At 69.4% G+C, this 22,523-nt stretch carries 16 protein-coding genes and 1 pseudogene; 10 read left to right on the top strand and 7 right to left on the bottom strand.

What is annotated here, in order from left to right:
* Positions 1-29: 29 nt before the first annotated feature.
* Positions 30-509 carry a MarR family winged helix-turn-helix transcriptional regulator gene (locus ID574_RS39510; protein WP_188194147.1) on the top strand — a complete coding sequence of 160 codons (480 nt, stop codon included), beginning with the start codon at positions 30-32 and terminating at the stop codon, positions 507-509.
* Between the two features lie 18 nt (positions 510-527).
* On the opposite strand, the gene ID574_RS39505 is transcribed toward ID574_RS39510, so the two are convergent.
* Complete coding sequence (locus tag ID574_RS39505; protein WP_188194146.1) at positions 528-791, bottom strand: hypothetical protein; 264 nt, start codon at positions 789-791, stop codon at positions 528-530.
* Between the two features lie 358 nt (positions 792-1,149).
* On the opposite strand from ID574_RS39505, the gene ID574_RS39500 reads away from it, so the two are divergent.
* From ID574_RS39500 to ID574_RS39485, 4 genes are all read left to right on the top strand, one after another.
* A complete protein-coding gene (locus tag ID574_RS39500; protein ID WP_188194145.1) occupies positions 1,150-1,614 on the top strand; it encodes a hypothetical protein in 465 nt (154 codons plus the stop codon).
* Between the two features lie 94 nt (positions 1,615-1,708).
* A complete protein-coding gene (locus ID574_RS39495) occupies positions 1,709-3,550 on the top strand; it encodes an ABC transporter ATP-binding protein (RefSeq protein ID WP_188194144.1) in 1,842 nt (613 codons plus the stop codon).
* Positions 3,550-5,370, top strand: coding sequence for an ABC transporter ATP-binding protein (locus ID574_RS39490; RefSeq protein ID WP_188194143.1), 1,821 nt, complete (start codon positions 3,550-3,552; stop codon positions 5,368-5,370). The genes ID574_RS39495 and ID574_RS39490 overlap by 1 nt, the downstream gene beginning before the upstream one ends.
* 436 nt (positions 5,371-5,806) lie before the next feature.
* Positions 5,807-6,805, top strand: a complete 999-nt coding sequence (locus ID574_RS39485) for an SPFH domain-containing protein (protein ID WP_188194142.1) — start codon at positions 5,807-5,809, stop codon at positions 6,803-6,805.
* A 375-nt stretch (positions 6,806-7,180) separates the two neighbouring features.
* Here the strand turns inward: ID574_RS39485 and ID574_RS60575 are convergent, their stop codons facing one another.
* Positions 7,181-7,840: a hypothetical protein gene (locus ID574_RS60575; protein ID WP_223167590.1), complete on the bottom strand. Its 660-nt coding sequence runs from the start codon at positions 7,838-7,840 to the stop codon at positions 7,181-7,183.
* A gap of 95 nt (positions 7,841-7,935) precedes the next feature.
* Positions 7,936-8,619: pseudogene (locus tag ID574_RS63065) on the bottom strand (glycoside hydrolase domain-containing protein); the annotation flags it as partial.
* 427 nt (positions 8,620-9,046) lie between these two features.
* On the opposite strand from ID574_RS63065, the gene ID574_RS39475 reads away from it, so the two are divergent.
* From ID574_RS39475 to ID574_RS39460, 4 genes are read left to right on the top strand one after another with little or no spacing between them, the layout of a single operon-like run.
* A complete protein-coding gene (locus ID574_RS39475) occupies positions 9,047-10,375 on the top strand; it encodes an ABC transporter substrate-binding protein (protein WP_188194141.1) in 1,329 nt (442 codons plus the stop codon).
* On the top strand, positions 10,375-11,289 hold the full coding sequence (locus ID574_RS39470) for a carbohydrate ABC transporter permease (protein ID WP_188194140.1): 915 nt from the start codon (positions 10,375-10,377) through the stop codon (positions 11,287-11,289). Before ID574_RS39475 ends, ID574_RS39470 begins: the two co-directional genes overlap by 1 nt.
* The gene (locus tag ID574_RS39465; protein WP_188194139.1) at positions 11,286-12,095 is read left to right on the top strand and encodes a carbohydrate ABC transporter permease; all 810 of its coding nucleotides are present in this window, start codon (positions 11,286-11,288) and stop codon (positions 12,093-12,095) included. Before ID574_RS39470 ends, ID574_RS39465 begins: the two co-directional genes overlap by 4 nt.
* 3 nt (positions 12,096-12,098) lie before the next feature.
* Positions 12,099-14,270, top strand: coding sequence for a glycoside hydrolase family 43 protein (locus ID574_RS39460; RefSeq protein ID WP_188194138.1), 2,172 nt, complete (start codon positions 12,099-12,101; stop codon positions 14,268-14,270).
* Positions 14,271-14,457: 187 nt separating this feature from the next.
* Here the strand turns inward: ID574_RS39460 and ID574_RS39455 are convergent, their stop codons facing one another.
* From ID574_RS39455 to ID574_RS39445, 3 genes are all read right to left on the bottom strand, one after another.
* Positions 14,458-15,981 (bottom strand): plasmid pRiA4b ORF-3 family protein, encoded by a 1,524-nt coding sequence (locus ID574_RS39455; RefSeq protein ID WP_188194137.1) that lies wholly within the window; start codon positions 15,979-15,981, stop codon positions 14,458-14,460.
* A gap of 237 nt (positions 15,982-16,218) precedes the next feature.
* Positions 16,219-18,282: an NAD-dependent DNA ligase LigA gene (gene ligA / locus ID574_RS39450; RefSeq protein WP_188194136.1), complete on the bottom strand. Its 2,064-nt coding sequence runs from the start codon at positions 18,280-18,282 to the stop codon at positions 16,219-16,221.
* A gap of 78 nt (positions 18,283-18,360) precedes the next feature.
* Complete coding sequence (locus ID574_RS39445; protein ID WP_188194135.1) at positions 18,361-18,897, bottom strand: hypothetical protein; 537 nt, start codon at positions 18,895-18,897, stop codon at positions 18,361-18,363.
* Between the two features lie 290 nt (positions 18,898-19,187).
* Between ID574_RS39445 and ID574_RS39440 the strand changes: the two genes are divergently transcribed.
* Positions 19,188-20,966, top strand: coding sequence for a PA14 domain-containing protein (locus ID574_RS39440; RefSeq protein ID WP_188194134.1), 1,779 nt, complete (start codon positions 19,188-19,190; stop codon positions 20,964-20,966).
* A 52-nt stretch (positions 20,967-21,018) separates the two neighbouring features.
* On the opposite strand, the gene ID574_RS39435 is transcribed toward ID574_RS39440, so the two are convergent.
* The gene (locus ID574_RS39435) at positions 21,019-22,416 is read right to left on the bottom strand and encodes a glycoside hydrolase family 6 protein (protein WP_223167548.1); all 1,398 of its coding nucleotides are present in this window, start codon (positions 22,414-22,416) and stop codon (positions 21,019-21,021) included.
* Positions 22,417-22,523 lie beyond the last annotated feature (107 nt).

Raw genomic sequence — 22,523 nt, 5'->3', positions numbered from 1 at the left:
ATAATCCGCAACGAAACTACAATGGTCTCATGACGGCCATGGCTCCGGCGCGTACCGTGCCTGATCTCTCGTTCCTGCTCGACCACACCAGCCATGTGCTGCGTACCCAGATGGCGGCGGCACTCGCCGAGATCGGGCTGACCGCCCGCATGCACTGTGTGCTCGTCCACGCCATCGAGGAGGAGCGCACCCAGATCCAGCTCGCGGAGATCGGCGACATGGACAAGACCACGATGGTGGTCACGGTGGACGCCCTGGAGAAGGCCGGGCTGGCCGAGCGCCGGCCGTCCAGCACCGATCGGCGGGCCAGGATCATCGCGGTCACCGAAAAGGGGAGGGAGGTCGCCGAGCGCAGCCAGAAGATCGTGGACGGCGTGCATCGGGCGGCTCTCGACGCGCTGCCGGAGGACGAGCGGGAGGTGCTGCTCCGAGCGATGAACCGGCTGGTTCAGGGGCACCTCGCCACTCCTGTGGAGGGGCCCCGGCCGGCTCGCCGGCCCCGGCAGTAGGACGGCAGGACCCGGCGGTCACTCCTCCTGGGCGAAGGTGATCACGATGTACCTGCCGTTGGCGTAGCTGACCACGGGCCGCTGGAGCATCTCACCCACCCTGCGGGCGACCGCCTGGAACAGCTCCACCATCTCCGGGGTGTCGGCGCTCACCCTGAACCGTCCGTCGGTGACAAGGTGCTCGGCGACAAGGGGGGCGAAGTTCGCCTCGCTCCGGGCCCTCTCATCCGCGGTGAGAGGGGTGCGCCGGAACGCGGGCTCCGTGCCGAGAGGGTGGGTCATCTCCGTGCTCCTCCTGATCGCCGTCCCTCAAGGATGCCATCGATCACGAGTGCGGCGTGCGGTGGTTGCGCGCCCGCGTGGGCCTCGCCGATCCGGCAGAGCCACCCAGCCATCGCACCAGTCGGCCACAGGTCGCTCGCAAGCACCGGGGCCAAGAGTGGGTGGCGTGACCCGTGAGCGGAAGAAAGTGACGCCGAAACGACGTCCGCAGGACGACACCGCCGATCGGCCTTCCCGGCCTTCCCTGCCTTCCCGGCCTTCCGGGATGAAGGCGGCCGGCAGGCGTCGGTCCGGGCAGGTCCCCGAGCGCATGGGACGCGGGGCGACTGTCGGGATGGTCCTGTGCCTTCTCATCCCGGTGGGCCTGCTTGTCTGGCTGGCGGTCACGGTGGTCCGCGTCGCCGTGCCGGAGATGGGGACGGCGAGCGGCGACACGGGCGCGACCGGCACCGCGACCGTCGTGTCCTGCGAGCCCATCGAGAGAGGAACGGGGCGGACCGGGTACACGGCGTACGACTGCGAGGCATACTTCGTGTTCGACGACCGGGCCAAGGAGCCGATCGTCATCGACACCGTTCCGGACGCGGAGGTGGGTGAGGTCTTCCCTGCCGCGTTGGCCCCCGAGGGGGACAGGGTCCTGCCCACGGGGGCGCGGGGGACGTGGAGAGGGATCCTGCTGCTCAGCGCATTCCCGTTCGGCGTGGCGCTCATCGCGTTCGTCACCGCCCTCATCATGCGATCGAGGAAGGCGATCGTCTGGACGGGGGCGCTGGGAGCCCCGTTTCTCATCGCGATGATCATAGGGACTGTCATCGGGACGTGAGCACGGGCTCGGCGAAAACCGATGGGAAACTGTCGGTGGCCGGTGATAGAAAGCGGGTTCGAAGTCCTGCCTAGCCGCATCGGGGGCGGTGCCTGTGACGACCACCAGCACTCCGGAGTTCTCCGTGTCCGGGCCGCGCTACAACCGGCGCGGTCCGGTTCGCTGGCTCTGGTCCCATCTGCGCCGTCATCCGCTCCACCTGGTCGGCTTCCTCGGCGGCTCCATCGTCATGACGGTGCTCAACGCCATGGTGCCGCAGCTCACCGGTGACGCCTTCGACGCGGTGCTGGGGAAACAGGGCACGCCCATGGACGCGCTCGGGCTGATCGCGCTGGCGTTGCTGGCGATCGTGACGGCCCGCGGGTTGTTCGACCTCGTCGCGCGGCTGTCGAGCGAGGTGCTGGCCAAGCGGCTGGAGCGCGACGCGCGTGACGAGCTGTACGTGAGCCTGCTGGGCAAGAGCCAGACCTTCCACAACCGGCAGCGCGTGGGCGACCTGATGGCCAGGGCCGCCAACGACATCCGGCAGCTCTCGATCATGATCACGCCGGGAGTCGACCTCATCGTGGACTCCGGGCTCACCGGGGTCGTGCCGTTGTTCTTCATCGCGGCGATCGATCCGCGGCTGTTGCTGGCGCCCGGGGTGTTCGCGGTGGTGTTCGCGATCGCGCTCTGGCACTACATGAGGCAGCTCAACCCGGTGGCGACCCGCATGCGCGAGCAGTTCGGCGATCTCAACGCCGGGCTCAACCAGGCCGTCCGGGGCATCGAGGTCATCAAGGTGACCGCGCAGGAAGGGCAGGAGCGGCAGCGGTTCCGGGCCAACGCGCGGCGCTACCGCGACCTGTTCGTACGGAACGGGCTGGTGCAGGCCCGCTACCTGCCCACTCTGCTGTTCTCGTTCGCCATGGCCGGAGCGTTGTGGCACGCCCTCTACCTCCACGGCATCGGCGCGATCACCGTCGGGGAGCTGGTGGCGTACATGGGGCTCATGGGCATGCTCGGGTTCCCCACGCAGATGTCGATCTTCACGTTCTCGCTGATCCAGATCGGGATCGTGTCGTCGGAGCGGATCCTCACCATCATCACCTCCGAGAGCGAGATCGAGCAGCCGGTCGACGGGCACGCCGCGCCGATCAGCGGAGAGATCGTCTTCGAGGACGTCACGTTCGGCTACGAGGAGGACGGCGATCCGGTCCTGCGGGGAGTGTCCTTCACCGTGCGGCCCGGCGAGACGGTGGCGATCGTCGGGGAGACCGGGTCGGGCAAGAGCACGCTCACCAAGCTGGTGCCGCGGATCTACGACGTCACGGCGGGGCGCATCCTCGTCGACGGTGTCGACGTGAGGGAGTGGGACCTCGACTCGCTGCGGTCGCAGATCTCCACGATCGAGCAGGACATCGTGCTGTTCTCGCGGTCCGTGGCCGAGAACATCGCCTTCAGCCTGGGGCAGCGGGCCGACCGCGAGGCGGTGGTCAGGGCCGCCGAGGACGCCCAGGCCGCCGAGTTCGTCGCCGAGCTGGAAGACGGGTACGACACCGTGATCGGAGAGCGCGGGGTCACGCTGTCCGGCGGGCAGCGGCAGCGGCTGGCCATCGCGCGGGCCCTGCTCACCGATCCGGCGATCCTCGTGCTAGACGACTCCACCAGCGCCATCGACTCGGCGACCGAAGACAAGATCCAGCAGGCCATCGGGCGCATCCAGGAAGGCCGGACGACGTTGCTGATCACTCATCGGCTGTCGCAGATCCGGTGGGCGGACAAAGTGCTGCTGCTCCGACGTGGTGAGGTCGTCGACTTCGGCACCCACGACGAGCTCATCGCGCGCAGCCGCCTCTACCGGCGGGTCTTCTCTCACTACGACGAGGTCGAGATGGGTGACGAAGTGCGTGAGGAAGAGTCTCTGCTGGCGAGCGAGCAGGGAGGGGCGCGCTGATGGGCTTCCTCATGGACGGCCTCGACGCCGAGGACTACGACCGCACCTACAACGACCGCGATCTGCTGCGCCGGATCATGACCTACTTCCGGCCCAAGCTCGGCGCGATGTTCCTGGTCGCCACCATGATCGTGTTGTTGTCGGCGAGCCAGGCGGCCATACCGGCGCTGGGCAGCCTCGCCGTCGACGCGATCGCGGACGGCAGCATCGGCGAGGTCGGGTGGCTGCTCACGGCCGCGATCCTGGTGGCCGGGGCCTTCTCCTGGGTGTTCAACTTCGTGCGGCAGAAATACAGCGCCCGGGTCACCGGCGACGTGGTGCTCCGGCTGCGCGAGGACGCCTTTGACGCGGTGCTGGAGCGCGACCTGTCGTTCTACGACGAGACGCCGTCCGGCAAGATCGTCAGCCGGGTCACGTCCGACACGGACGACTTCGCCACGGTGTCCACCCTGACGATGGATCTCATCAGCCAGGTGCTGATGGTGGGCTTCGTCACCGCGCTGCTGTTCGTGCGCAGCGTCGAGCTCGCGTTGCTGACGTTGCTGGTCGTGCCCATCGTGGTGGGGCTCGCGCTGCTGTTCCGGCGGATGGCCAGGAGCAGCACGCGGCGGGCACAGCGGTCTTTGAGCCGGGTCAACGCCAACCTGCAGGAGACCATGGGCGGGATCGCCGTGGCCAAGAACTTCCGGCAGGAGCGGCAGGTCTACGACGAGTTCCGGCCCATCAACCGGCAGAGCTACCAGGTGACGCTCCGCCAGGGGTTCGTCTTCTCGACGATCTTCCCCGTGCTGTTCCTGGTGGCCGGGCTGGCGACGGTCGCCCTCGTCCAGCTGGGCGGGACGAGGGTGCTGGAGGGTGGTCTGTCGGCCGGTGACTGGTATCTGTTCCTGCAGGGCGTCGCGCTCTTCTGGTTCCCGCTGACGTCCATCGCCGCCTTCTGGTCGCAGTTCCAGCAGGGGCTGTCCGCGTCGGAGCGGGTCTTCGCGTTGATCGACGCCGAGCCTCGCGTGGTGCAGACGGATGCGCAGCCGGCGGGCCGGCTGGCCGGGCGGATCGAGTTCCAGGGCGTCACCTTCGGCTACGACCCGGACCATCCGGTGCTGCGTGACTTCGACCTCGTCATCGAGGCGGGGGAGACCGTGGCGCTCGTGGGCCACACCGGCGCGGGGAAGTCGACGCTCAGCAAGCTGATCACGCGGTTCTACGAGTTCCAGGAGGGCCGGCTGCTGATCGACGGGCGAGACATCCGCAGCCTCGAGCTGGGCAGTTACCGCAAGCAGATCGGCGCGGTGCCGCAGGTTCCGTTCCTGTTCAGCGGCACGGTCGCGGACAACATCCGATATCCGCGGCCGGACGCCGGCGACGACGAGGTACGCGCGGCCGCGGCGGCCGTGGGCGGCGGCGACTGGATCGACGCCCTGCCCAACGGGCTGGAGACGGACGTGGGGGAGCACGGGCGGGCCCTGTCCATGGGGCAGCGGCAGCTCGTCGCCCTGGCCCGGCTGCTCATCCAGGACCCGGCGATCGTGGTGCTCGACGAGGCCACGGCGAGCGTCGATCCGCTGACCGAGGCCCAGATCCAGGAAGGGCTGGACGTGGTGCTGGCCGGGCGCACCTCGATCGTCATCGCGCACCGGCTGTCGACGATCGAGCACGTCGATCGCATCATCGTGCTCGATCACGGCCGCATCGTGGAGCAAGGCGATCATGGGACGTTGCTGGCGCGTGGCGGGCGTTACTGCGAGGTCTACAACACCTACTTCCGGCATCAGTCCCCGAACTATCGCGCGGGTACCGGGTTCGTCGCCGTCGCAGACTGACGCACTACCTAGGCTCCCGGTCGGTGCCGTCGCTGCCGCCGGTGACCCCGTGCTGTCGGTGCGGTGGTGCGGTGCGGTGCGGTGGTGCCGTCGATGCTCTGCTCCCCGGTGCTCCCGGTGCTTTGGTGCTTCCGGTAGTTTCGGTGCCCCCCGTGGCGGTCTGGTGCGGTCTGTTCGGGCCGGTGCCGCCTGGTGCGGGCCGGTGCCGTCGGTTGTGCGCTCCGTGCGGGTCGGTGCCGTCGTTGCCGTCGGTGGTGCGATCGGCACTGTCGGTGCCATGGGGGCTGCCGTGACCGGTGAGGAGCGGCGCCACCGACGAGAGGGGCGATGGCGCGGCGGCCGGGCGTAATCCCAGCGTGCGGGCCTGATCGGCAGGCGGTGAAGGTTTCATGGGCGCCGTTCCCAGGACTAGTCTCGAAAGAGAAGGGATACGGCCATGGACATCAACATCGTGCTGGGGGTCATCGCCTTCCTCCTCTTCCTGGCTGTGGTCACCGGCGTGCGGATCGTCAATCAGGTGGAGCGCGGCGTCGTCTTCCGCTTCGGCAGGGCGCAGGAGCAGATCCGGCAGCCCGGACTCCGCCTCCTCATCCCCGTGGTCGACCGCCTGCAGAAGGTCAACGTCCAGATCGTGACGATGCCCGTCCCCACGCAGGAGGGCATCACGCGCGACAACGTCTCGGTCAAGGTGGACGCCGTCGTGTACTTCCGGGTGCAGGACCCCATGCGGGCCGCCGTCGAGGTGCAGAACTACCTGTTCGCCGTCGAGCAGGTGGCGCAGACCTCGCTGCGCTCGATCATCGGCAAGAGCGAGCTGGATGATCTGCTCACCAACCGCGAGGAGCTGAACAGGGGCCTCGCCCTGATGCTCGACAGCCCGGCCCTGGGCTGGGGCATCCACATCGACCGGGTGGAGATCAAGGATGTGCAGCTGCCCGACTCCATGAAACGTTCCATCGCCCGTCAGGCGGAGGCCGAACGCGAGCGCCGCGCCCGAGTGATCGTCGCGGACGGCGAGCTCAGGGCCTCGCACAAGCTCGCCGAGGCCTCGGGCATCATGGCGCAGACACCGGGTGCGCTGCAGTTGCGCCTGTTGCAGACGGTAGTGGAGGTCGCCGCGGAGAAGAACTCCACGCTGATCATGCCGTTGCCGGTGGAACTGCTGCGCTACTTCGACCGGGCGACGCAGAGCAGCACTCCGTCCGAGGCCGGCCGTGCCGCCGAGACCGCCGCCACGGCGGACTCCGAGCGGATCCGGCAGGAACGGGAGTCGCCCGCCCTGGCGGAACGTGGGGCGCCCGGACTTCCCGACACGGAACGCGAAGTGCCCGGATTGCCCGATACGGAACGGGAAATGCCTGGGTTGCCCGACACCGCCAAGGAACGCGCGGAGATCGCTTCCGCACGTACTGCGGCTGACGGGGACGCCCGCTGAGGACGACGTCCGCAGGGTGGGCAGGCACGAGCAGACCGCCAAACAGGGAAAGCCGATCCCGCGCAGGCAGGGAAAAACTTGGCCCGCGAAACCGGGGAAGACAAGGAATCTGCACAGGCGAGAGGCAGCATGGATCTGCCGGGAGGCCAGGCGCGATCGTGGCGGGCCTGGCCTCCCGCTGATTGCGAGGGGCCTGGCCTCCCGCTGATTGCGGCGGGCCTGGCCTTCCGTCGATGGCGGCGGCCGTGCGTGGTGCCGTGGTCAGCCGACCTTGGCGGAGGAGGACGCGGTGTCGAGGCGGCCGGCGTGCGGAGCCTGCGGTGCGGGGGCAGGCGACGAAGTCGCAGTCCCGCCTGCCCCTGCCCGTTCCGTGCGTCAGCGGCCGGCTTCTGACGTGGCGACGTCGAAGATGTGCATCGCGCCCTGGTTGCTCCCCTCCGGGAGGATGACCGCGTCGACGACCTTCCCCGGGTCGAGCGCCGCCGGTCGGGTCGCGAACACGCGGAAGGTGCCGCCACCGGTCGAGCCGTTCGCGTTGTTGCGACCCGTCACCGCGATCAGCTCGGTGTTCCCCGCCGACGCCGCCGCCGCCCAGTCGGTGAACTCGATGGCGATCTGCTGGGCCGATCCGTCCGTGTACTCGACCGTCGCCGTCCCCGCCGCGGGCCCGTTCGTTGCCAGGCCGAGGAAGGAGATGGCGGTGGCCGGCGCGTCCTCCAGGTCGATGCGCTGGCCGTGCGGGAGCCAGTTGTCCGGCTTGCCGGGCTCGACGTCAGGCCAGGTGAAGGTGATCCCCGTGCCGTCGAGCGGGATCCGGGCGCCCGGCGAAGCGCCGGCCCGCGCGAGGCTCTCGCGGGAGAGGGACCAGTCGCTGAAGTCCATCGAGCCCAGGTTCCCCTGGCCGTCGGGAGTGGTGCCGACGCTGTTGCGGGCGTCGGCGCCATCGGTGTACGAGGGCGGCACGTCATCGGCCCCGGTCTCCCACGTGCCCGGGGTGGCCGACATCCCGAAGTCGAGGGTGCCACCGGAGCGCACGAACGCGGCGTCGATCCAGGACGCGCTCTGCGGGCCCGGTTGACGCGCAGGCCGGTGGTGTAGCGCTTCCCGTCCTCGACGCCCTCGGCCTTGATCCTGATGACCCGGTCGCCGTCCACGGGATCGATGGCGATCTTGTCGAACATCGGCGCGCTGACGATGAGGTCCCCAGTGCCGTAGATCGTCGGGAACACGCCGAGGTTGGCGAACACGTACCACGCGCTCAGCGAACCCTGATCGTCGTTGCCCGGCAGCCCCGAGGGGGAGGTGTCGTACATTTCCTGAACGGCGCGATACAGCACGTCGGTCGTCTTCTGGGGTGCCCGGAGCCAGTTGTACACCCACGGCGTGCTGAACGCCGCCTGGTTGGACAGGTAGTTCCCGGTCTGGGTGTACGCGCCCGCGTCGAGCTGCTCCATGAGGACGTCCAGCGCCTTCATCGAGGCCTCGAGACCGCCGCGCTTGTCGATGAGCGTCGACAGGTTGTGCGGAACGAGCCAGCCGTACTGGTACCCGGTCGACTGGTTGAACTGGCCGCGTCCCTGCCTGTCGTCACGTACCCGCAGGTCGAAGGCCCTGTCGAAGCCGGTGCGCTCCCTGGGGCGGATGTGCCGGGTCTCCGGGTCGAAGACGTTCATCCAGCTCTGTGCGCGCGCCATGAAGAAGTCGTACGACGTCTTGTCACCGAGGCGCTGGGCCAGCTGCGCGATCGCGAAGTCGTCGATGGAGTACTCGAGGATCCGCGAGGTCGCGAAGTCGCCCTTGCGATTCTCGATCATCCCGGTGGCGAAGTACTGGAAGCCGTCCGTCCGCGTCGTGGACGTCGCCGGAAGGACCTGCGTGGAGATCATTGACGCTTGGCCGTCACCTTGGCGCCGTCGGCGAAGGTGATCCAGGCGCCGGTGTCGTGTCATCTCGCCGTCCTTCCAGACGCCGTACGACTCGAAGGCCCTGTCGTAGGTGGTCGAGAAGTACGCCGGTAGTAGTTGCCGTTGTCGCACACGTCGGCCCCGGTGAGGACGGCGCCAGTATCGATCATGAAGGCGAGAGGCGTGCGACGCCCGGTCGTCGTGCGGATCAACGACGGATGGCCGCGGGCTCCAGATTTACAACGCTGTAACGAACTCCGGCGGCGCTGTTTACAACGTTAGATACAACGATGTACAACGGGGCATTACCACATGGGGTCACAGGAGTGTGATGGAGATGTCCCTGGATAACCTGACCCGGCGGCGTATGCTCGGCCTCGGTCTGGGCGCCCTCGTTCTCACCGGTTGCGGCGGGGGCGGCGGGCCGCGGCAGGCCGCTCAGCAGACGACGGCGTCGACGGCCGCCCCCACGACCTACACCGGCCCGGCCGTCTCCCTGGCCTTCTGGAACGGCTTCACCGGCGGCGACGGCCCGTTCATGAAGCGGCTGGTCGAGCAGTTCAACGCCGCCCACCCCACGATCAAGGTGACCATGAACGTCTACCAGTGGGCGGACTACTACGCGAAGGTCCCCGCGGCGGTGGCCGCGGGCCAGGGGCCCGACCTCGGCATCATGCACGTGGACAGCGTCGCCACCAACGCCGCCCGCCAGGTGGTGCTGCCGCTCGACGACGTGGCCAAGGCGCTCAACCTGAGCGAGGCCGACTTCTCGCCGCCGGTCTGGCAGGCCGGCGTCTACAAGGGCGCCCGGTACGCCATCCCGCTCGACGTGCACCCGCTCGGCATGTTCTACAACAAGACCGTCCTGTCCAAGGCCGGGCTCGACCCGGACAACCCGCCCAAGACCGGCGAGGAGTATCTGGCCGCGCTGGAAGAGCTGAAGAAGGCGGGCATCCAGGGACACTGGGCGACGCCTTTCCCGTTCACCGGCAACATGCAGTTCGGAAGCCTGCTCTACCAGCACGGCGGGCAGTTGTTCGCCGACGACGCCAGCGTCTCCCGCTTCGCCGAGGAGCCCGGCGTGCAGGCCCTGACCTGGCTGGTCGAGCTGATCAACAAGGGCTACAGCCCCAAGAACGTGGGCCAGGACGCCGACTTCATCGCCCTGCAGAACGGCAAGGCCGCCTTCAACTGGAACGGCATCTGGTCCATCAACACCCTGCGCGGGGTCAAGAACCTGGAGTGGGGCGTGGCACCGCTGCCCCAGATCGGTACGGAGCCCGCCGCCTGGGCCGGATCCCACCAGTTCGTCATCTTCAAGCAGCGCAAACCCGACCAGAACAAGCTGACCGCCGCCAAGGTGTTCATCAACTGGATCAGCGGCCACTCGATCGAGTGGGCCAAGGCCGGGCAGGTGCCCGCACGCAAGTCCATCCGCGACGGCGCCGAGTTCCAGGCGCTCAAGGAGCAGGCGGCGATCGGCTCGCAGATCGACAACCTCTACTTCCTGCCCTCCGTGGCCGGCATCGGCGACGCCTCCGCCGTCGTGGACCAGGCCATCAACGCGGCGATCCTGCTGAAGAAGAGCCCGAAGGACGCACTCACCGAGGCGGCCGCCAAGGCGGACAAGATCCTGGAGCAGAACCGGAAGAAGTACGGCGCCTGATGGCCACGCTCACCGCGAAGGCCGGCACGGCCCGGGCGACGACGCCGGTCGCCTGGTCGGGGCGGGCCACTCCGTACCTCTTCATGGCCCCGTATCTCGTGTTGTTCGGCGTGTTCGTGCTGGCGCCGGCGATCTACGGGCTGTGGGTGAGCCTGCACGACTGGGACTTCCTGCTCGAGGGCAGGCCGTTCGTGGGGCTGGACAACTACACGGCGCTCTTCGACCCCGCGTCGGCCGTCTACGGCGACTTCTGGATGTCGATGCGGGCGACCGGTGTGTTCACGCTGCTCAGCGTGCCGTTCCTGGTGGTGCTGCCGCTCGGGGTCGCGTTGCTGCTCAACCGGCCGTTCCGGGGGAGGACGTTCTTCCGGGGCCTGTTCTTCGCTCCGTACGTGCTCGGCGTGGCCGTCGTCTGCCTGATGTGGCGGCTGCTGCTCGACCCCAACCTCGGGCTCGTCGACTGGCTGCTCGGGACCGACATCGCCTGGACGACGTCGCTCCCGTGGGGGTGGGTCGCGCTGGTGGGCGTCACCGTGTGGTGGACGCTGGGGTTCAACGGCGTGATCTATCTGGCGGGCATGCAGGACATCCCGCGTGAGCTGTACGACGCCGCCAAGGTGGACGGGGCCGGCCGGTGGGCCGAGTTCCGCCACGTGACGCTGCCCGGGCTGCGGCCGGTCATGTTGTTCGTGGTGACCACCACCATCCTGGCCTCGGCCAACATGTTCGGGCAGTCGTACCTGCTCACGCAGGGCGCGCCGGGCGGCGAGACCAGGACCGCGATCGTCTACATCCTCCAGCAGGGCCTCGCCCAGTACAAGATGGGCAGCGCCTCGGCCATGAGCTACGTGCTCACGCTCGCCCTGATCGTGGTCAGCGTGATCAACTTCCGGCTGTTCAGGGGGCGGTCATGAGGCGGTACACCGTCCTGGTCGCGCTCGCCGTGGTGTTCGTGGCGCCGCTGCTGTGGGCGCTCGGCACCTCGCTGAAGAGCCAGACCGAGGCCACCCGGGTGCCGCCCACGGTGTGGCCGGCTGAGCCGACCGCCCGGGCGTACGGGACCTTGTTCGAGGGCACCACGCAGACGCCCGTGCTGCGGTGGTTCGCCAACAGCCTGATCGCCGCGACCGGGCAGATGATCCTCGTGCTGGTCGTCTCCTCGTTGGCCGCGTACGCACTGGCCAGGCTGGAGTTCCGGGGCAAGCGGGTGATGTTCGGCGTCATCGTCGGAACGCTGCTGGTGCCGGGGTTCGTCTTCCTCATCCCGAGCTTCCTCATCGTCGACGCGCTGGGGTGGCTCGACAGCCTGACCGTGTTGATCGTGCCGGGGGCGGCGGGCGCGTTCGGGGTGTTCTTCCTGCGGCAGTTCTTCCTCGGGCTGCCCCGGGAGCTGGACGAGGCGGCGCTCATCGAGGGGGCCAACCACTGGCACATCTTCCTGCGGATCACGCTGCCGCTGTCGAAGCCGGCGCTGGCGACGCTCGCGGTGCTGAGCTTCCTGAGCAACTGGAACGACTTCATCTGGCCGATCTTCGTGATCTTCAGCCCGGACTACTTCACGCTGCCGCCCGGGCTGTCCATCCTCCAGGGCGCGTACACGATCGACTACCCGGTGATCATGGCGGGGGCCGTGCTGGCCAGCGTGCCGGTGCTGATCCTGTTCGCGCTGACGCAGCGCTACGTCATCGAAGGCATCTCCCGTAGTGGCCTGAAAGGCTGATACATGCGTATTGCAGCGGTCGCTTCCCTCGTTCTGTCGTTACTCTCGCCGCCCTATGACAACCCGGTGTCGGCGGGGTTCGCCGACACGTTCGCCGATCCGGCGGTCGTCCGGGGGCTCGACGGTTACTGGTACTCGTACGGCACCTCCGATCCGCTGCGGGAGGGCGAGGGCCGGCACCATCGGCTGCCGATCGCCCGGTCCAGCGATCTCGTGGAGTGGACGTACGTGGGGGACGCGTTCGGCGAGGACAACCTGCCGCCGTACGCGGCGCCCGGCAGCCTGCTGTGGGCGCCGGACGTGCGTTACCTCGACGGGCGGTACGTCATGTACTTCACCGTCACGAACACGGCGAGCACGCCGCACCCCTGGGACTTCTCGATCGGCGTCGCCACGGCCCCGTCCCCGACCGGGCCGTGGACACACCAGTCCGCTCCCGTGGTGCCGCCGCGGCCGGCGGGGGACTCGTACTGGAACACGATCGACCCGGCGCAGTTCACGGACGTGGACGGGCGGAAATACCTCTACTTCGGCGGATTTTTCGGGGGATTGTGGGTTACGGAGCTGACCCCTGACGGGCTGCGTACGGTGGGGCAGCCGACGCAGGTGGCCATCGACAACAAGTTCGAGGGCGCCTATGTCGTGCGGCGCGACGGCTTCTACTACCTGCTGGCCTCGTCCGCGAACTGCTGCGCCGGCCCCACGACTGGATACTCGGTCCTGGCAGGGCGGGCCACCAGCCCGCGCGGGCCGTTCGTCGATCGCGAGGGGCAGCCGCTGCTCGCCTCCCGCGCCGGCGGGACCCCAGTCGTCGACCAGAACGGCAACCGCTGGATCGGCGTCGGTCACCACTCTCAGATGACGGACCTGTCCGGGCAGGACTGGATGCTCTATCACGGGATCGACCGGGCGGACCCGTTCCTGGACGAGCCGTACGGGATCAACGAGCGGCCCATGCTGCTGGACCGGCTCGACTGGATCGACGGCTGGCCGGTGGTGCGGGCCGGGGCCGGGCCGTCCGAGCGGTCGGCGGAGAGGCCGGTCACGCGCGGGTACGTGGACGAGCGGTTCGCCGGCGGCCTGTCCGGGTGGCGGGACACGGCCGCGTGGGCTGTGCAAGACGGATATGTTCGGCATGCCGCCATGGGGAAGGCCACGCTCACGGCCAGGCGCGGCGTCGGCGGAGACCTGCGTGCCGAGACGGATCTGAGGCTGTCAGGCGGCCGGTCGGCAGGGCTGCGCATCGGCGGAGCAACGGTGTCGCTCTCCCGCAACAGCGTTACCGTGACGGCGGGCGGGGCCACCCGCACCGCGGCCCTGCCGGGCGGCGCGGCGACCTGGCGCAACCTCGCCGTCACCGTCAAGGGCCGGACGATCATCGCCGAGGTCGGCTCCGCGGCCCGGCTCGGCGACCCCCAGGCCACGGTGCGGCTCGACGCGCCCGTCCCGCTCTCCGGCGCGTTCGGGCTGGTCACCGAGGGGCAGGCCGACTTCGACAACGTCAGCGTGGCGCGCCTCACCACCCCCGTCACCCGCCCGGCGCCGACCCCGCGCCAGGGTCGGCTGATCGACGCCGACGAGTTCGATGGCGGGTTCCACAATGGTGCCCGCGGCTGGCAGTGGGTCCGCGAGGACACCTCCGCCCGCGTCACCGACGGCGTGCTCCGCTGGCCCGTCCAGGGCGCGGACCTGGTCGGCACGGCCAACACCGCGAGCGTCCTGCTCCGCACGCCGCCCGAGGGTGACTACGTCGTCGAGACCAAGGTGACCCTCGACCTGGGCGAGGACACGGTACGCAACTACCAGCAGGCCGGCCTGGTCGCCTACGTCTCCGACGACGACTTCGCCCGCCTCAGCCAGGTGGCCATCTGGAACACCCGCCAGGTCGAGTACGGCAGGGAGCTGCCGTTCGCCGACCGGCTGTCGTACGGCGGCAACATCGTCGGCCCGCCCGCCAAGACCACCTGGCTCCGCCTCGCCCACCACGTCGACCCGGTCAACGGCGAACACGAGTTCCGTGCCGGCTCAAGCCGCGACGGCAGGACGTGGACCTGGGGCGGCGTCTGGACGTTCCCGAAGAGCACCGCGCCGCGCATCGGCCTGGTCGCCCACGGGGGCGCACAGCCCGCCGTCAACGCCGAGTTCGACTACGTGCGCGTCTACCGAAGCAGGTGATCAGTCGTGCACCCCGGAACCGTTCGGGGTGCACGACCCCATGACCAGGTCCATCATGGATCTACGGGTCCGCGCTGCCGAGCCCACGCGCGCGCCGCCACCGCCACCGCCACCGCCACCGCTTCGCCGAAGGCCCGCGCCCCGGCGCCCGCGGCCGCCGTACCGGACACGGCAAGAAACGCAAGCGCTAAACGGTGGTCACGGCCCAGCCGTGCGCGGCCAGCAGCCTGCGCACGCCGTACGCGCCCAGCGAGGAGAGACGGACGACCTGGCTCCCGTACACGGCATCGAGCGCCTGTCGCGGAATCCCCCCGAGGAACCCCTGCACACCAGATCCCCGATCGGCCGACGGATCATCCTCCCGCCAGAAGCCCGCGACCAGGTCTTTCACCGTGGGCTCCAGGAGGCTGGGAGCAACGGCTTGGTCGGTCCGCTCGATCACCCCGGCCAGCGCCCAGTCGCCCATCGCGGCATGCACGGCGCCGAGCAGACTCCCGCTGAGCCCGTAGAGGCCCGTCACATCCCCCGTGGCCGCGGCGATGGGCAGGGCGGGAAGCAGCACGGGCAGCGGTCGTTCCGCCAGCTCGTCCAGGATCTCGGCGGTGATCGGGAACACCACCTCCTGAGGCGCCTGCCGCCCGTAGTAGGAACGATCCTCCTGCTCAGCCTGTACGCGAGCGCGCATCAGCTCCGCCAGCAGCCGCGCCCACGTCTCCAAAGGCTCGTCTTCCCACGTACGCACGGCATCCCCGGCGACCGCCTTGGACCCGCGGATCTCGATGAGTCCGCTCTCCACCGCCGCGCACCACAGACCATGCAGCGCAGGCAGATCCTTGGCACTGCGGAGCTTCCTCTCCGGCCGCGGAACCCCATCCCCAGACGGAACCTCGATCTCCGGCAGCGCCGGCAGGAGGAACTCGTCCAGCCCAAGCTCATCCACCGCCTGCACGGCGTCGTCCGGCCGCAACACCCTGCTCGGCGTCACGGCCCGCCCGCCGCCGGAACCCACCCAGTCGGCCAGGGCAACCGCCCGCCGTACCAGCTCGGAGGCGGCGGCCTGCTCACCCAGCTCCTCGATCGATGCGACCCTCCGCGCGCGCAGCACCCGATCCTCGCCCTCCCCTTGGACGAGCCAGGGAAACAACGCCGCGAACACCCGATCGATCTCCTTGACCGAGACAGGCAAGTCACGCCCCAGCCGCGCACCCTTATGCCGGAACCACCGATTGAGCGCCTCCCGATCGTTTTCGGTGAACGTGGCTGGCGTGTATTCGTGGGAATCCTCTTCAGGCGCGGCACCGCGACCCTCCGTACAGACCGGGTAACGCGTGTCCGGCTCCGCCTCGGTGATCTCCTCCACCTCGACCCGATGCCGCCATTCGCCACCCAGGTCGTAGACGTAGTCCAGGACCGCACCGCGCCGCGGCGCGACCTGGACCAGCCGCACGGAATCCTCGTGGACCAGAGGCGGCCCGAACCCGAGCAGCGGATCGTCCCGCAGCAACATCTTCGGCACGTACTCGACAGTGGCGCCGATGAATTTGTGCAGGTGCTCGCCCTCCCACGCGAAGGCGCCCTGCAGAACGTCGCTCAACTCGCCCAGCGTCATCTCGGAGGAAACCTGCAGCCGCCGCCACACCGCCGGCCGGATGTCCTGCAGTGTGATCTTGAGGTGATGCACCTGCGGGCGAGCACCGGCCAATTGCGACATGAGGCGGCTCCATCTCCTAGGGGGGATGGAAAGCCTAGGGGGACATCCGCCGCCCTTCCACCTACGGAGCAGAGATCTGCCCGGCCGGTATTTGTGAAGATTCTTCAATCGCTTCGCGGCGATGGCGGGGGCCGAGGGGTCTTCGGCATGTTTGGGGATGTGCCGACCATCCCGGCAAAACGGACTCACCCTGTGAATACTCTGCCGCCAGGCAGGACCGCCCCAGACGCCTCTCTTTCAGAGGAACGCGCTGACCTCGGCGGCGAACTCCTCCGGGCTCACGATCCGAACCCCCAGAGTCTCGGCCTTGGCCCGCTTGGAGCCGGCCTTCTCTCCCGCCACCAGCAGCGACGTCTTGGCCGACACGCTGGAGGACGCCTTGCCGCCGGCGCGTTCGATCAGCTCGTTGACCTCGTTGCGCGACAGCGTCGCCAACGGGCCGGTCATCGCGCCGGTGACCACCACCGACATCGACGCCAACGGCAGCCCGCTCAGCACCGGATCTCCCTCGGCGGGCGGCGTGGCACCGGGCTCGGTCATGTTGACCCCCGCCTGGACCAGCTTGTCGATGAGCGGGGCGAGCTCGATCAGCTCGGCCACCACGACCGGCGCCTTCTCCGGGCCGATGCCCTCCACCTGCTGGATCGCCTCGGCGCCGGCCGCGCGGATGGCGTCCATCGTGGCGAAGTGGCGGGCGATGCGGCGGCTCATGGAGCGGCCGGTGCCGCGGACGCCGAGCGCCGCGAACACCCTGCTCAGCGGCCGGGCCTTGGCCTGCTCGATGGCGGCGAGCAGGTTGTCTGTGCTGGTCTCGCCCATGCGCTCCAGGTCGAGCAGTTGCTCGCGGGTGAGGAAGAACAGGTCGGCGAAGTCGGTGATCAGGCCGGCGTCGAGCATCTGCTTGATGCGGTTTTCCGCCAGGCCCTCGATGTCGAGCTGGTCGCGGCCGACCGCGTAGATGATGGACGCGATCGCCTGGCAGCCGCGGCCGCGTACGCACCGCCAGCGCTCCTGCGACCTGTCGATGGCGTCCCCGCACGCCGGACAGACCTGCGGGATCGGAATCGGCTGCTCATCGCCGGTGCGCAGGTGCACGACCGGCGCCTCCACGCGGGGGATCACGTCGCCCGCCTTGTAGACGGTCACGCTGTCGCCCAGCATCAGGCCGCGGCGGGTGATGTCGGCGACGTTGTGCAAGGTGGCATATGTGACGGTGCTGCCGTCGAGCTTGACCGGCTCCAGCACCGCGCGCGGCGCGATGACGCCGGTGCGGCCGGTGTTCCACTCCACGCCGATCAGCTTTGTGATCTTCTCGGTGGCGGGCAGCTTGTACGCGATGGCCCAGCGCGGCGCCCGCGAGCTGAATCCGGCCTCCGCCTGGTCGGCCGCCAGATCGCACTTGATCACGATGCCGTCGATGCCGAACGGCAGCTCGGGACGGGTGGCGGCGATCTCCCCGATGCGCTCCTGCACCCGCTCCAGCGTCTCGGCCACGATCCCCGCCACGGGCGTGGCGGCCGTGGTCTGCACGCCCTGCGCGGCCACCCAGCGCATGATCTCGCTGTGCGGCAGCTCGCGCAGGCGTGTGGCCAGCTCGGAGTCGTCGTCGGGCGGCGGCACGACACCGTAGCCGAAGAACGTCAGCTCACACACGTACGGCCGCTCACGCGTGCGCAGCGTGCCCGCGGCGGCGCTGCGCGGATTGGCGAACGTGGTGCCGTCGTGCGCCTGCCGCTTGGCACAGGCCTCCTCGAACTGCGACGTGGTCATCATGACCTCGCCCCGAAGCTCCACCGTGACCGCGTCCGCCAGCCGGTCGGGGAGGCCGACGACGGTGCCGATGGCGTGTGAGACGTCCTCGCCCGCGGTGCCGTCACCGCGGGTGACCAGCTGCGTCAGCCGGCCGTGCCGGTAGCGGGCCGAGATCGCCAGCCCGTCGAGCTTGGGCTCCACGCTCCACGCCGTGACCGGCCGCCCGATCCTCCGCTCCAGCCCGGCCACCCAGTCGGCGAGCTGCTCGGCGCCGAACACGTTGTCCAGGCTCAGCATCGGCACCGTGTGCGGCACGTCGCCCACCACGGCCCCGGCGGCCACCTTGCCGGTCGGCGAGGACGGCAGCACCGCCTCGGGGTGGGCCTCCTCGTACGCCTGGATGCCGCGGACCAGCCGGTCATAGGCGTCGTCGTCGATCGTGGAGGTGCCGTCGGCGTAGTAGGCCGCCGCGGAGTCGACGGCCAGCTGCACGGCCTCGGCGTAGGCCGTGTCGTCGGCCAGGACGGTGAAGGGGGGCGTCTCGGTCATAGATCCATCATGGCGAGGGTCACCGACAATTCGCGGGCCCTGAAACGGCGCTTCACGTCCGGTGGAACGCCGCCGCCCTCAGCCGGCCGGCGACTCGCGGGCCTGGTCGGCGGACGTGCGACCGGCCATGACGAGGCCTGTCGCCTGCAGCGCCGCGGCGCCGACCACGAGGAGCAGCAGGCGCGGCAGCCACGCGGCGTAATAGTGGGGGAAGCCGGTGGCGCCGCCGTCTCCCACCAAGAGCAACGCCCACTTGAAGAACGTCAGCACAGCGGCGACCGGGTAGAACGCCCAGCCGATCCACGCCAGCGCCGCCACTGCGAACCTGGCCGGACCCTTCAGCCTGGGCAGCGGGATGCCGCCGCAAGTCACGGAGATCGCGGCGAGGCCGACGAGGAAGACCAGCATCTCGCGGTCTCCGCGCACGTCGCGCATGTCCTCGGCCAAGCCGTCGTCGTCCGGGGTCGCGCCCATCACCTCTGAGCCCGCCGTCGCCATGAAGGTCGCCTGCTCCACGGCGTACCGCATGGCCAGGTAGTGCCCCGCCACGTAGGCCGCCGCCAGGACCAGCCCGGACACCAGCGCGACCGGCCCACGCCACGCGCCTCGCCGCACCGGCCACCCCTTCGATCGACGGATCAGGAGATCATACCCGTCAAGCGGTCATCCGACCGGCATGGTGGTGCTCTCGTCGGCGGCCGGGCTGGCGGCCGGACGACCGGCGGTACCGCTGCTCGCCGGCTCCGGCACCGGCCTCCTCGGCCGTGCGGACGGCGCGCCGCTGCCCCCGTCGGCCGTCGCGGGGATCCTGCGAAGCCGAGCGCGCCTGACGGAACGTTCACCCCGCCGTCATCCGGCTCTGTCATGATCCATGGGATCTTCCGGATCCTTCTGACAGGAGAACGATGACTGCATTAGCTCGGCGTGCGCTGCGGGCCGCTCTGGCGGGTGGCCTGGCAGCCGCCGTGGCGATCTGGCCGGTGGGGGCGCCGGCCGAGGCGGCGGCGTCCGCCACCGTCTCGGTCGATTTCACCAAGCCGGTGCGTACGCTGTCCGCCACCGACTACGGGATCGGCATCACGGGGTACGGCGAAGGCTCGTACATCACGAACGCCCCCCGGCACCGCGAGCTCCTGCGGAACCTGAAGCCGGGCCGGATGCGCATAGAGCTCCACTACCAGGAGCCGGGCAACTACGCCAGCCCGATCATCTGCGGCGGCTGGAAGTGCGACACGACCGTCTCAGCCGACGCGTGGATCGCGGCCATCCGTGACCTGGGCGCCGAGCCGGTCGTCATCCTCCAGGTGGACGGCCGCGTGAGCGCCGAGGTGAACCGCGACGACGCGGTGGCGCTCTACCGGCACTTCGCGGCCTCCGGGACGCCGGTGCGCAGGTTCATCGTCGGCAACGAGCTCAACTGCGCCTGCCACCCGGAAAAGCCGGAAATGTCGGCGGCCGAGTACAGCCGGCGATTCAACATGATCACCGACGCCCTCGACGCCGTCGACTCGGCGGTGCAGGTCGGCGGCCCCGCCACGGCCTGGAACGACCTGCCCTACATCAAGACGTTCCTGGAGGGCTCGCGGGATCGCGTCGACTTCCTCGACTACCACGACTACGGCAACGGCGACGAGGAGGTCACCGACGAATACCTGCTCGGCGACGTCATCCGCGCCTACGAGACCGAGATGAACGAGGTGCGCGCCCTCGCCAGGTCCGTGCTCGGCCGCGACATCGACATCCAGATCGGCGAGTTCAACTCCGACCACCAGGACACCGACGGCCACCGTACGCTGACCCATTTCAACACGCTGTGGGGCGCGGCGGCGCTCGGCCAGATCCTGCACGCGGGAGGCGCCGCCTACCAGTACGGCGACAAGAACGGCCAGCTCGGTCTGACCAGCGAGAGGGGCGAAGGCGGTGTGCCGCGCAACGAGCCGCTGCCCATGTACCACGGCATCGGCATGTTCACCGGCGAGGGCCTGTTCAGGCCGTTCGGCAAGACCATGGTGGAGGCACGCGCCGACAGTGGCCTCCTGCACGTGTTCGCCTCCGACGCGGCCAAGAACGTCGTCCTCGTCAACGTGGGCGCAGAGCCGCTGGACACCTCACTGACGCTCACCGGCCTGACGGCGGGGACGGCCGCGATCTGGCAGAGCACCGGCGACGCGTGGGCCCCGCACCGCACGGGCACGGTCGACGTCGCCGGGGGCAAGGGCACGCTCACGCTGCCCGCGCGCTCGGTCACGACCCTGGTCCTCGAGGAGCAGGGCCTGACGGCCACGTACTTCGACAACGCCGACCTGACCGCGCCCAAGCTCACCCGGGTCGACCCCCAGGTGAACTTCGACTGGGGCTTGAATGCCCCCGACCCCGCCGTGTCCCCCGACACGTTCAGCGTGCGCTGGACCGGCAAGGTGATCGCCGACCGCGCCGAGACGTACACGTTCATCACCACCAGCGACGACGGCGTCCGGCTCTGGGTGGACGGCACGCTCGTCGTGGACAACTGGACGGACCACTCCAAGCGCGACGACAGCGGCCAGATCGCTCTGACCGCCGGAGCGCATGACATCAAGATGGAGTTCTACGACAACGGCTACGACGCCATCGCCCAGCTCCACTGGTCCAGCCCCACCATCACCCGCCAGACCATTCCGGCGGAGAAGCTGCGTACGGGCTGACGGCGGCGGGCCTCGGAGAGAGCGCGGCTCTCCGAGGCCCGCGGCCGGGTCGTCAGGTGCCGTCGATCAGGCGGACGGCGATGGCCGGGCTGAACTGCCCGGCAGGCGTGTCCCGGGCGATGCCGCAGTTGCCGTCGGAGTCACCGGGGACCTTCACCCACAGCAGCATCTCCGTGCCGTCGGCCCCACCCAGCTGCGTGGTGGTGCCGAGCTTGCGGCCGGCCGGGTTGCACCACTCGCCGTTGGAGCCGTTGCCGTTGCGGCTGGTGTCGATCACCCACTTCGCGCCGCCGCCGAGGGAGGCGTTGACCGACGAGGCGTACGTGGCCGACTGGCTGGTCGTGTAGTAGTTGGAGACGTTCACCGCGAAGCCGCGGACGTTGCCGACGCCCGCGTCCTTCAGCCGCGCCGCCATCTTGTCGGCCGCCACCCAGCCCGCGTTGGCCGCGTCGAGGTAGGCCCACGTGTTGGGGGTCTTGTCGCGGAACTGCTCGGTGGCGTACGTCAGCATGCGGTTGCGTGCCTCGATCTCGGTCCCGTCCATGCAGCCGAAGTCGCCGAGCGAATCGGGCTCGATGATGACGACCGCCGGCCGGTTGCCGATCCCGTCCGCGAACGCGGAGATCCACGTCTTGTACGCCGACTCGCTGCCGGCCCCGCCCCCGGAGTGCTCGCCGCACGCGTCGCGGCCCGGGATGTTGTACGCCACAAGGACAGGCAGCTTGTCGGCGGAGTCCGCGGCGGCCACGTAGTTGGAGACCGCGGCGCGGATGTCACCGCTCCAGCCGCCGAACCACCGGGCCATCGGCTTGGACGAGATGGCCGACTCGATGCGCGCCGCCCGCGAGTCACCGGAGTTGTTCCGCACCCAGACCGCCGGGTTGGAGTCGGGATCGACGTAGAAGCCGCTGGTCATCGCCACCGGCCCGGACCCCGGCTGCGTGGTCGTCTCGGTCAGCGAGACGTTGTCCACGAAGAAGCTGAACCCGGCGTTCTTGCCGAGCTGGAACGAAACCTGCCCCGCCGACGTGCTCAGGCTGGAGGTGAAGGGGAAGCTGAAGCGCTTGCTCGCCGTGGTGAGCGAGATCGCCTTGGTCAGGGTGTTCGTGTACGGGGAGTCCGCGAGCTGCACGGTGGTGACCGCCGTGACCTGGGCAGAAGCCGAGGCGTCGAACGACAGGGTGTACGACTTCCCCTCGGCCAGGGGGATGTCGTTCTGCCCGATCATGGCGTCCCACGGGTTGGCGGTGCCGCCCGCCACGTCGACGCGCAGCCGGCCGGCGTCCACGGCCATCGACGTGTTCGCCGACGCCCACCACGGCGCGGTGCCGCTCGCGAACGTACCGTTGACCACCAGTTCCTGCGCGGCGGCCGCGGGTGCCGCGATCACCACCGATAACGCCGTCGCCGCCGAGACCGTGATCGCCATCACACGGTTGAACGATCGCACGTATCGAGTCCCTTCTGGTTTTCGGAAACCATGCGGTGATCAACTATCACAGGGATTCGCGGCTTTCGCGGTGGTTTGTGAAAAGGCGCGTCCGCCGGCCGCCCTCC

The sequence above is a fragment of the Nonomuraea sp. SYSU D8015 genome, from assembly GCF_008065375.1.
Classification (GTDB): domain Bacteria; phylum Actinomycetota; class Actinomycetes; order Streptosporangiales; family Streptosporangiaceae; genus Nonomuraea.
The sequence above is the reverse complement of the archived record's forward strand: the minus strand, read 5'-3'. Positions and strand labels throughout refer to the sequence as shown.

What these genes read in the sequence shown, in the direction of transcription:
- ID574_RS39465 (WP_188194139.1), top strand. Translation starts at nt 11,286, where the DNA reads ATGAGGCGGTACACCGTCCTGGTCGCGCTCGCCGTGGTGTTCGTGGCG.
- ID574_RS39485 (WP_188194142.1), top strand. Translation starts at nt 5,807, where the DNA reads ATGGACATCAACATCGTGCTGGGGGTCATCGCCTTCCTCCTCTTCCTG.
- ID574_RS39455 (WP_188194137.1), bottom strand. Translation starts at nt 15,981, where the DNA reads ATGTCGCAATTGGCCGGTGCTCGCCCGCAGGTGCATCACCTCAAGATC.
- ligA (WP_188194136.1), bottom strand. Translation starts at nt 18,282, where the DNA reads ATGACCGAGACGCCCCCCTTCACCGTCCTGGCCGACGACACGGCCTAC.
- ID574_RS39440 (WP_188194134.1), top strand. Translation starts at nt 19,188, where the DNA reads ATGACTGCATTAGCTCGGCGTGCGCTGCGGGCCGCTCTGGCGGGTGGC.
- ID574_RS39510 (WP_188194147.1), top strand. Translation starts at nt 30, where the DNA reads ATGACGGCCATGGCTCCGGCGCGTACCGTGCCTGATCTCTCGTTCCTG.
- ID574_RS39505 (WP_188194146.1), bottom strand. Translation starts at nt 791, where the DNA reads ATGACCCACCCTCTCGGCACGGAGCCCGCGTTCCGGCGCACCCCTCTC.
- ID574_RS39470 (WP_188194140.1), top strand. Translation starts at nt 10,375, where the DNA reads ATGGCCACGCTCACCGCGAAGGCCGGCACGGCCCGGGCGACGACGCCG.
- ID574_RS39460 (WP_188194138.1), top strand. Translation starts at nt 12,099, where the DNA reads ATGCGTATTGCAGCGGTCGCTTCCCTCGTTCTGTCGTTACTCTCGCCG.
- ID574_RS39475 (WP_188194141.1), top strand. Translation starts at nt 9,047, where the DNA reads ATGTCCCTGGATAACCTGACCCGGCGGCGTATGCTCGGCCTCGGTCTG.
- ID574_RS39490 (WP_188194143.1), top strand. Translation starts at nt 3,550, where the DNA reads ATGGGCTTCCTCATGGACGGCCTCGACGCCGAGGACTACGACCGCACC.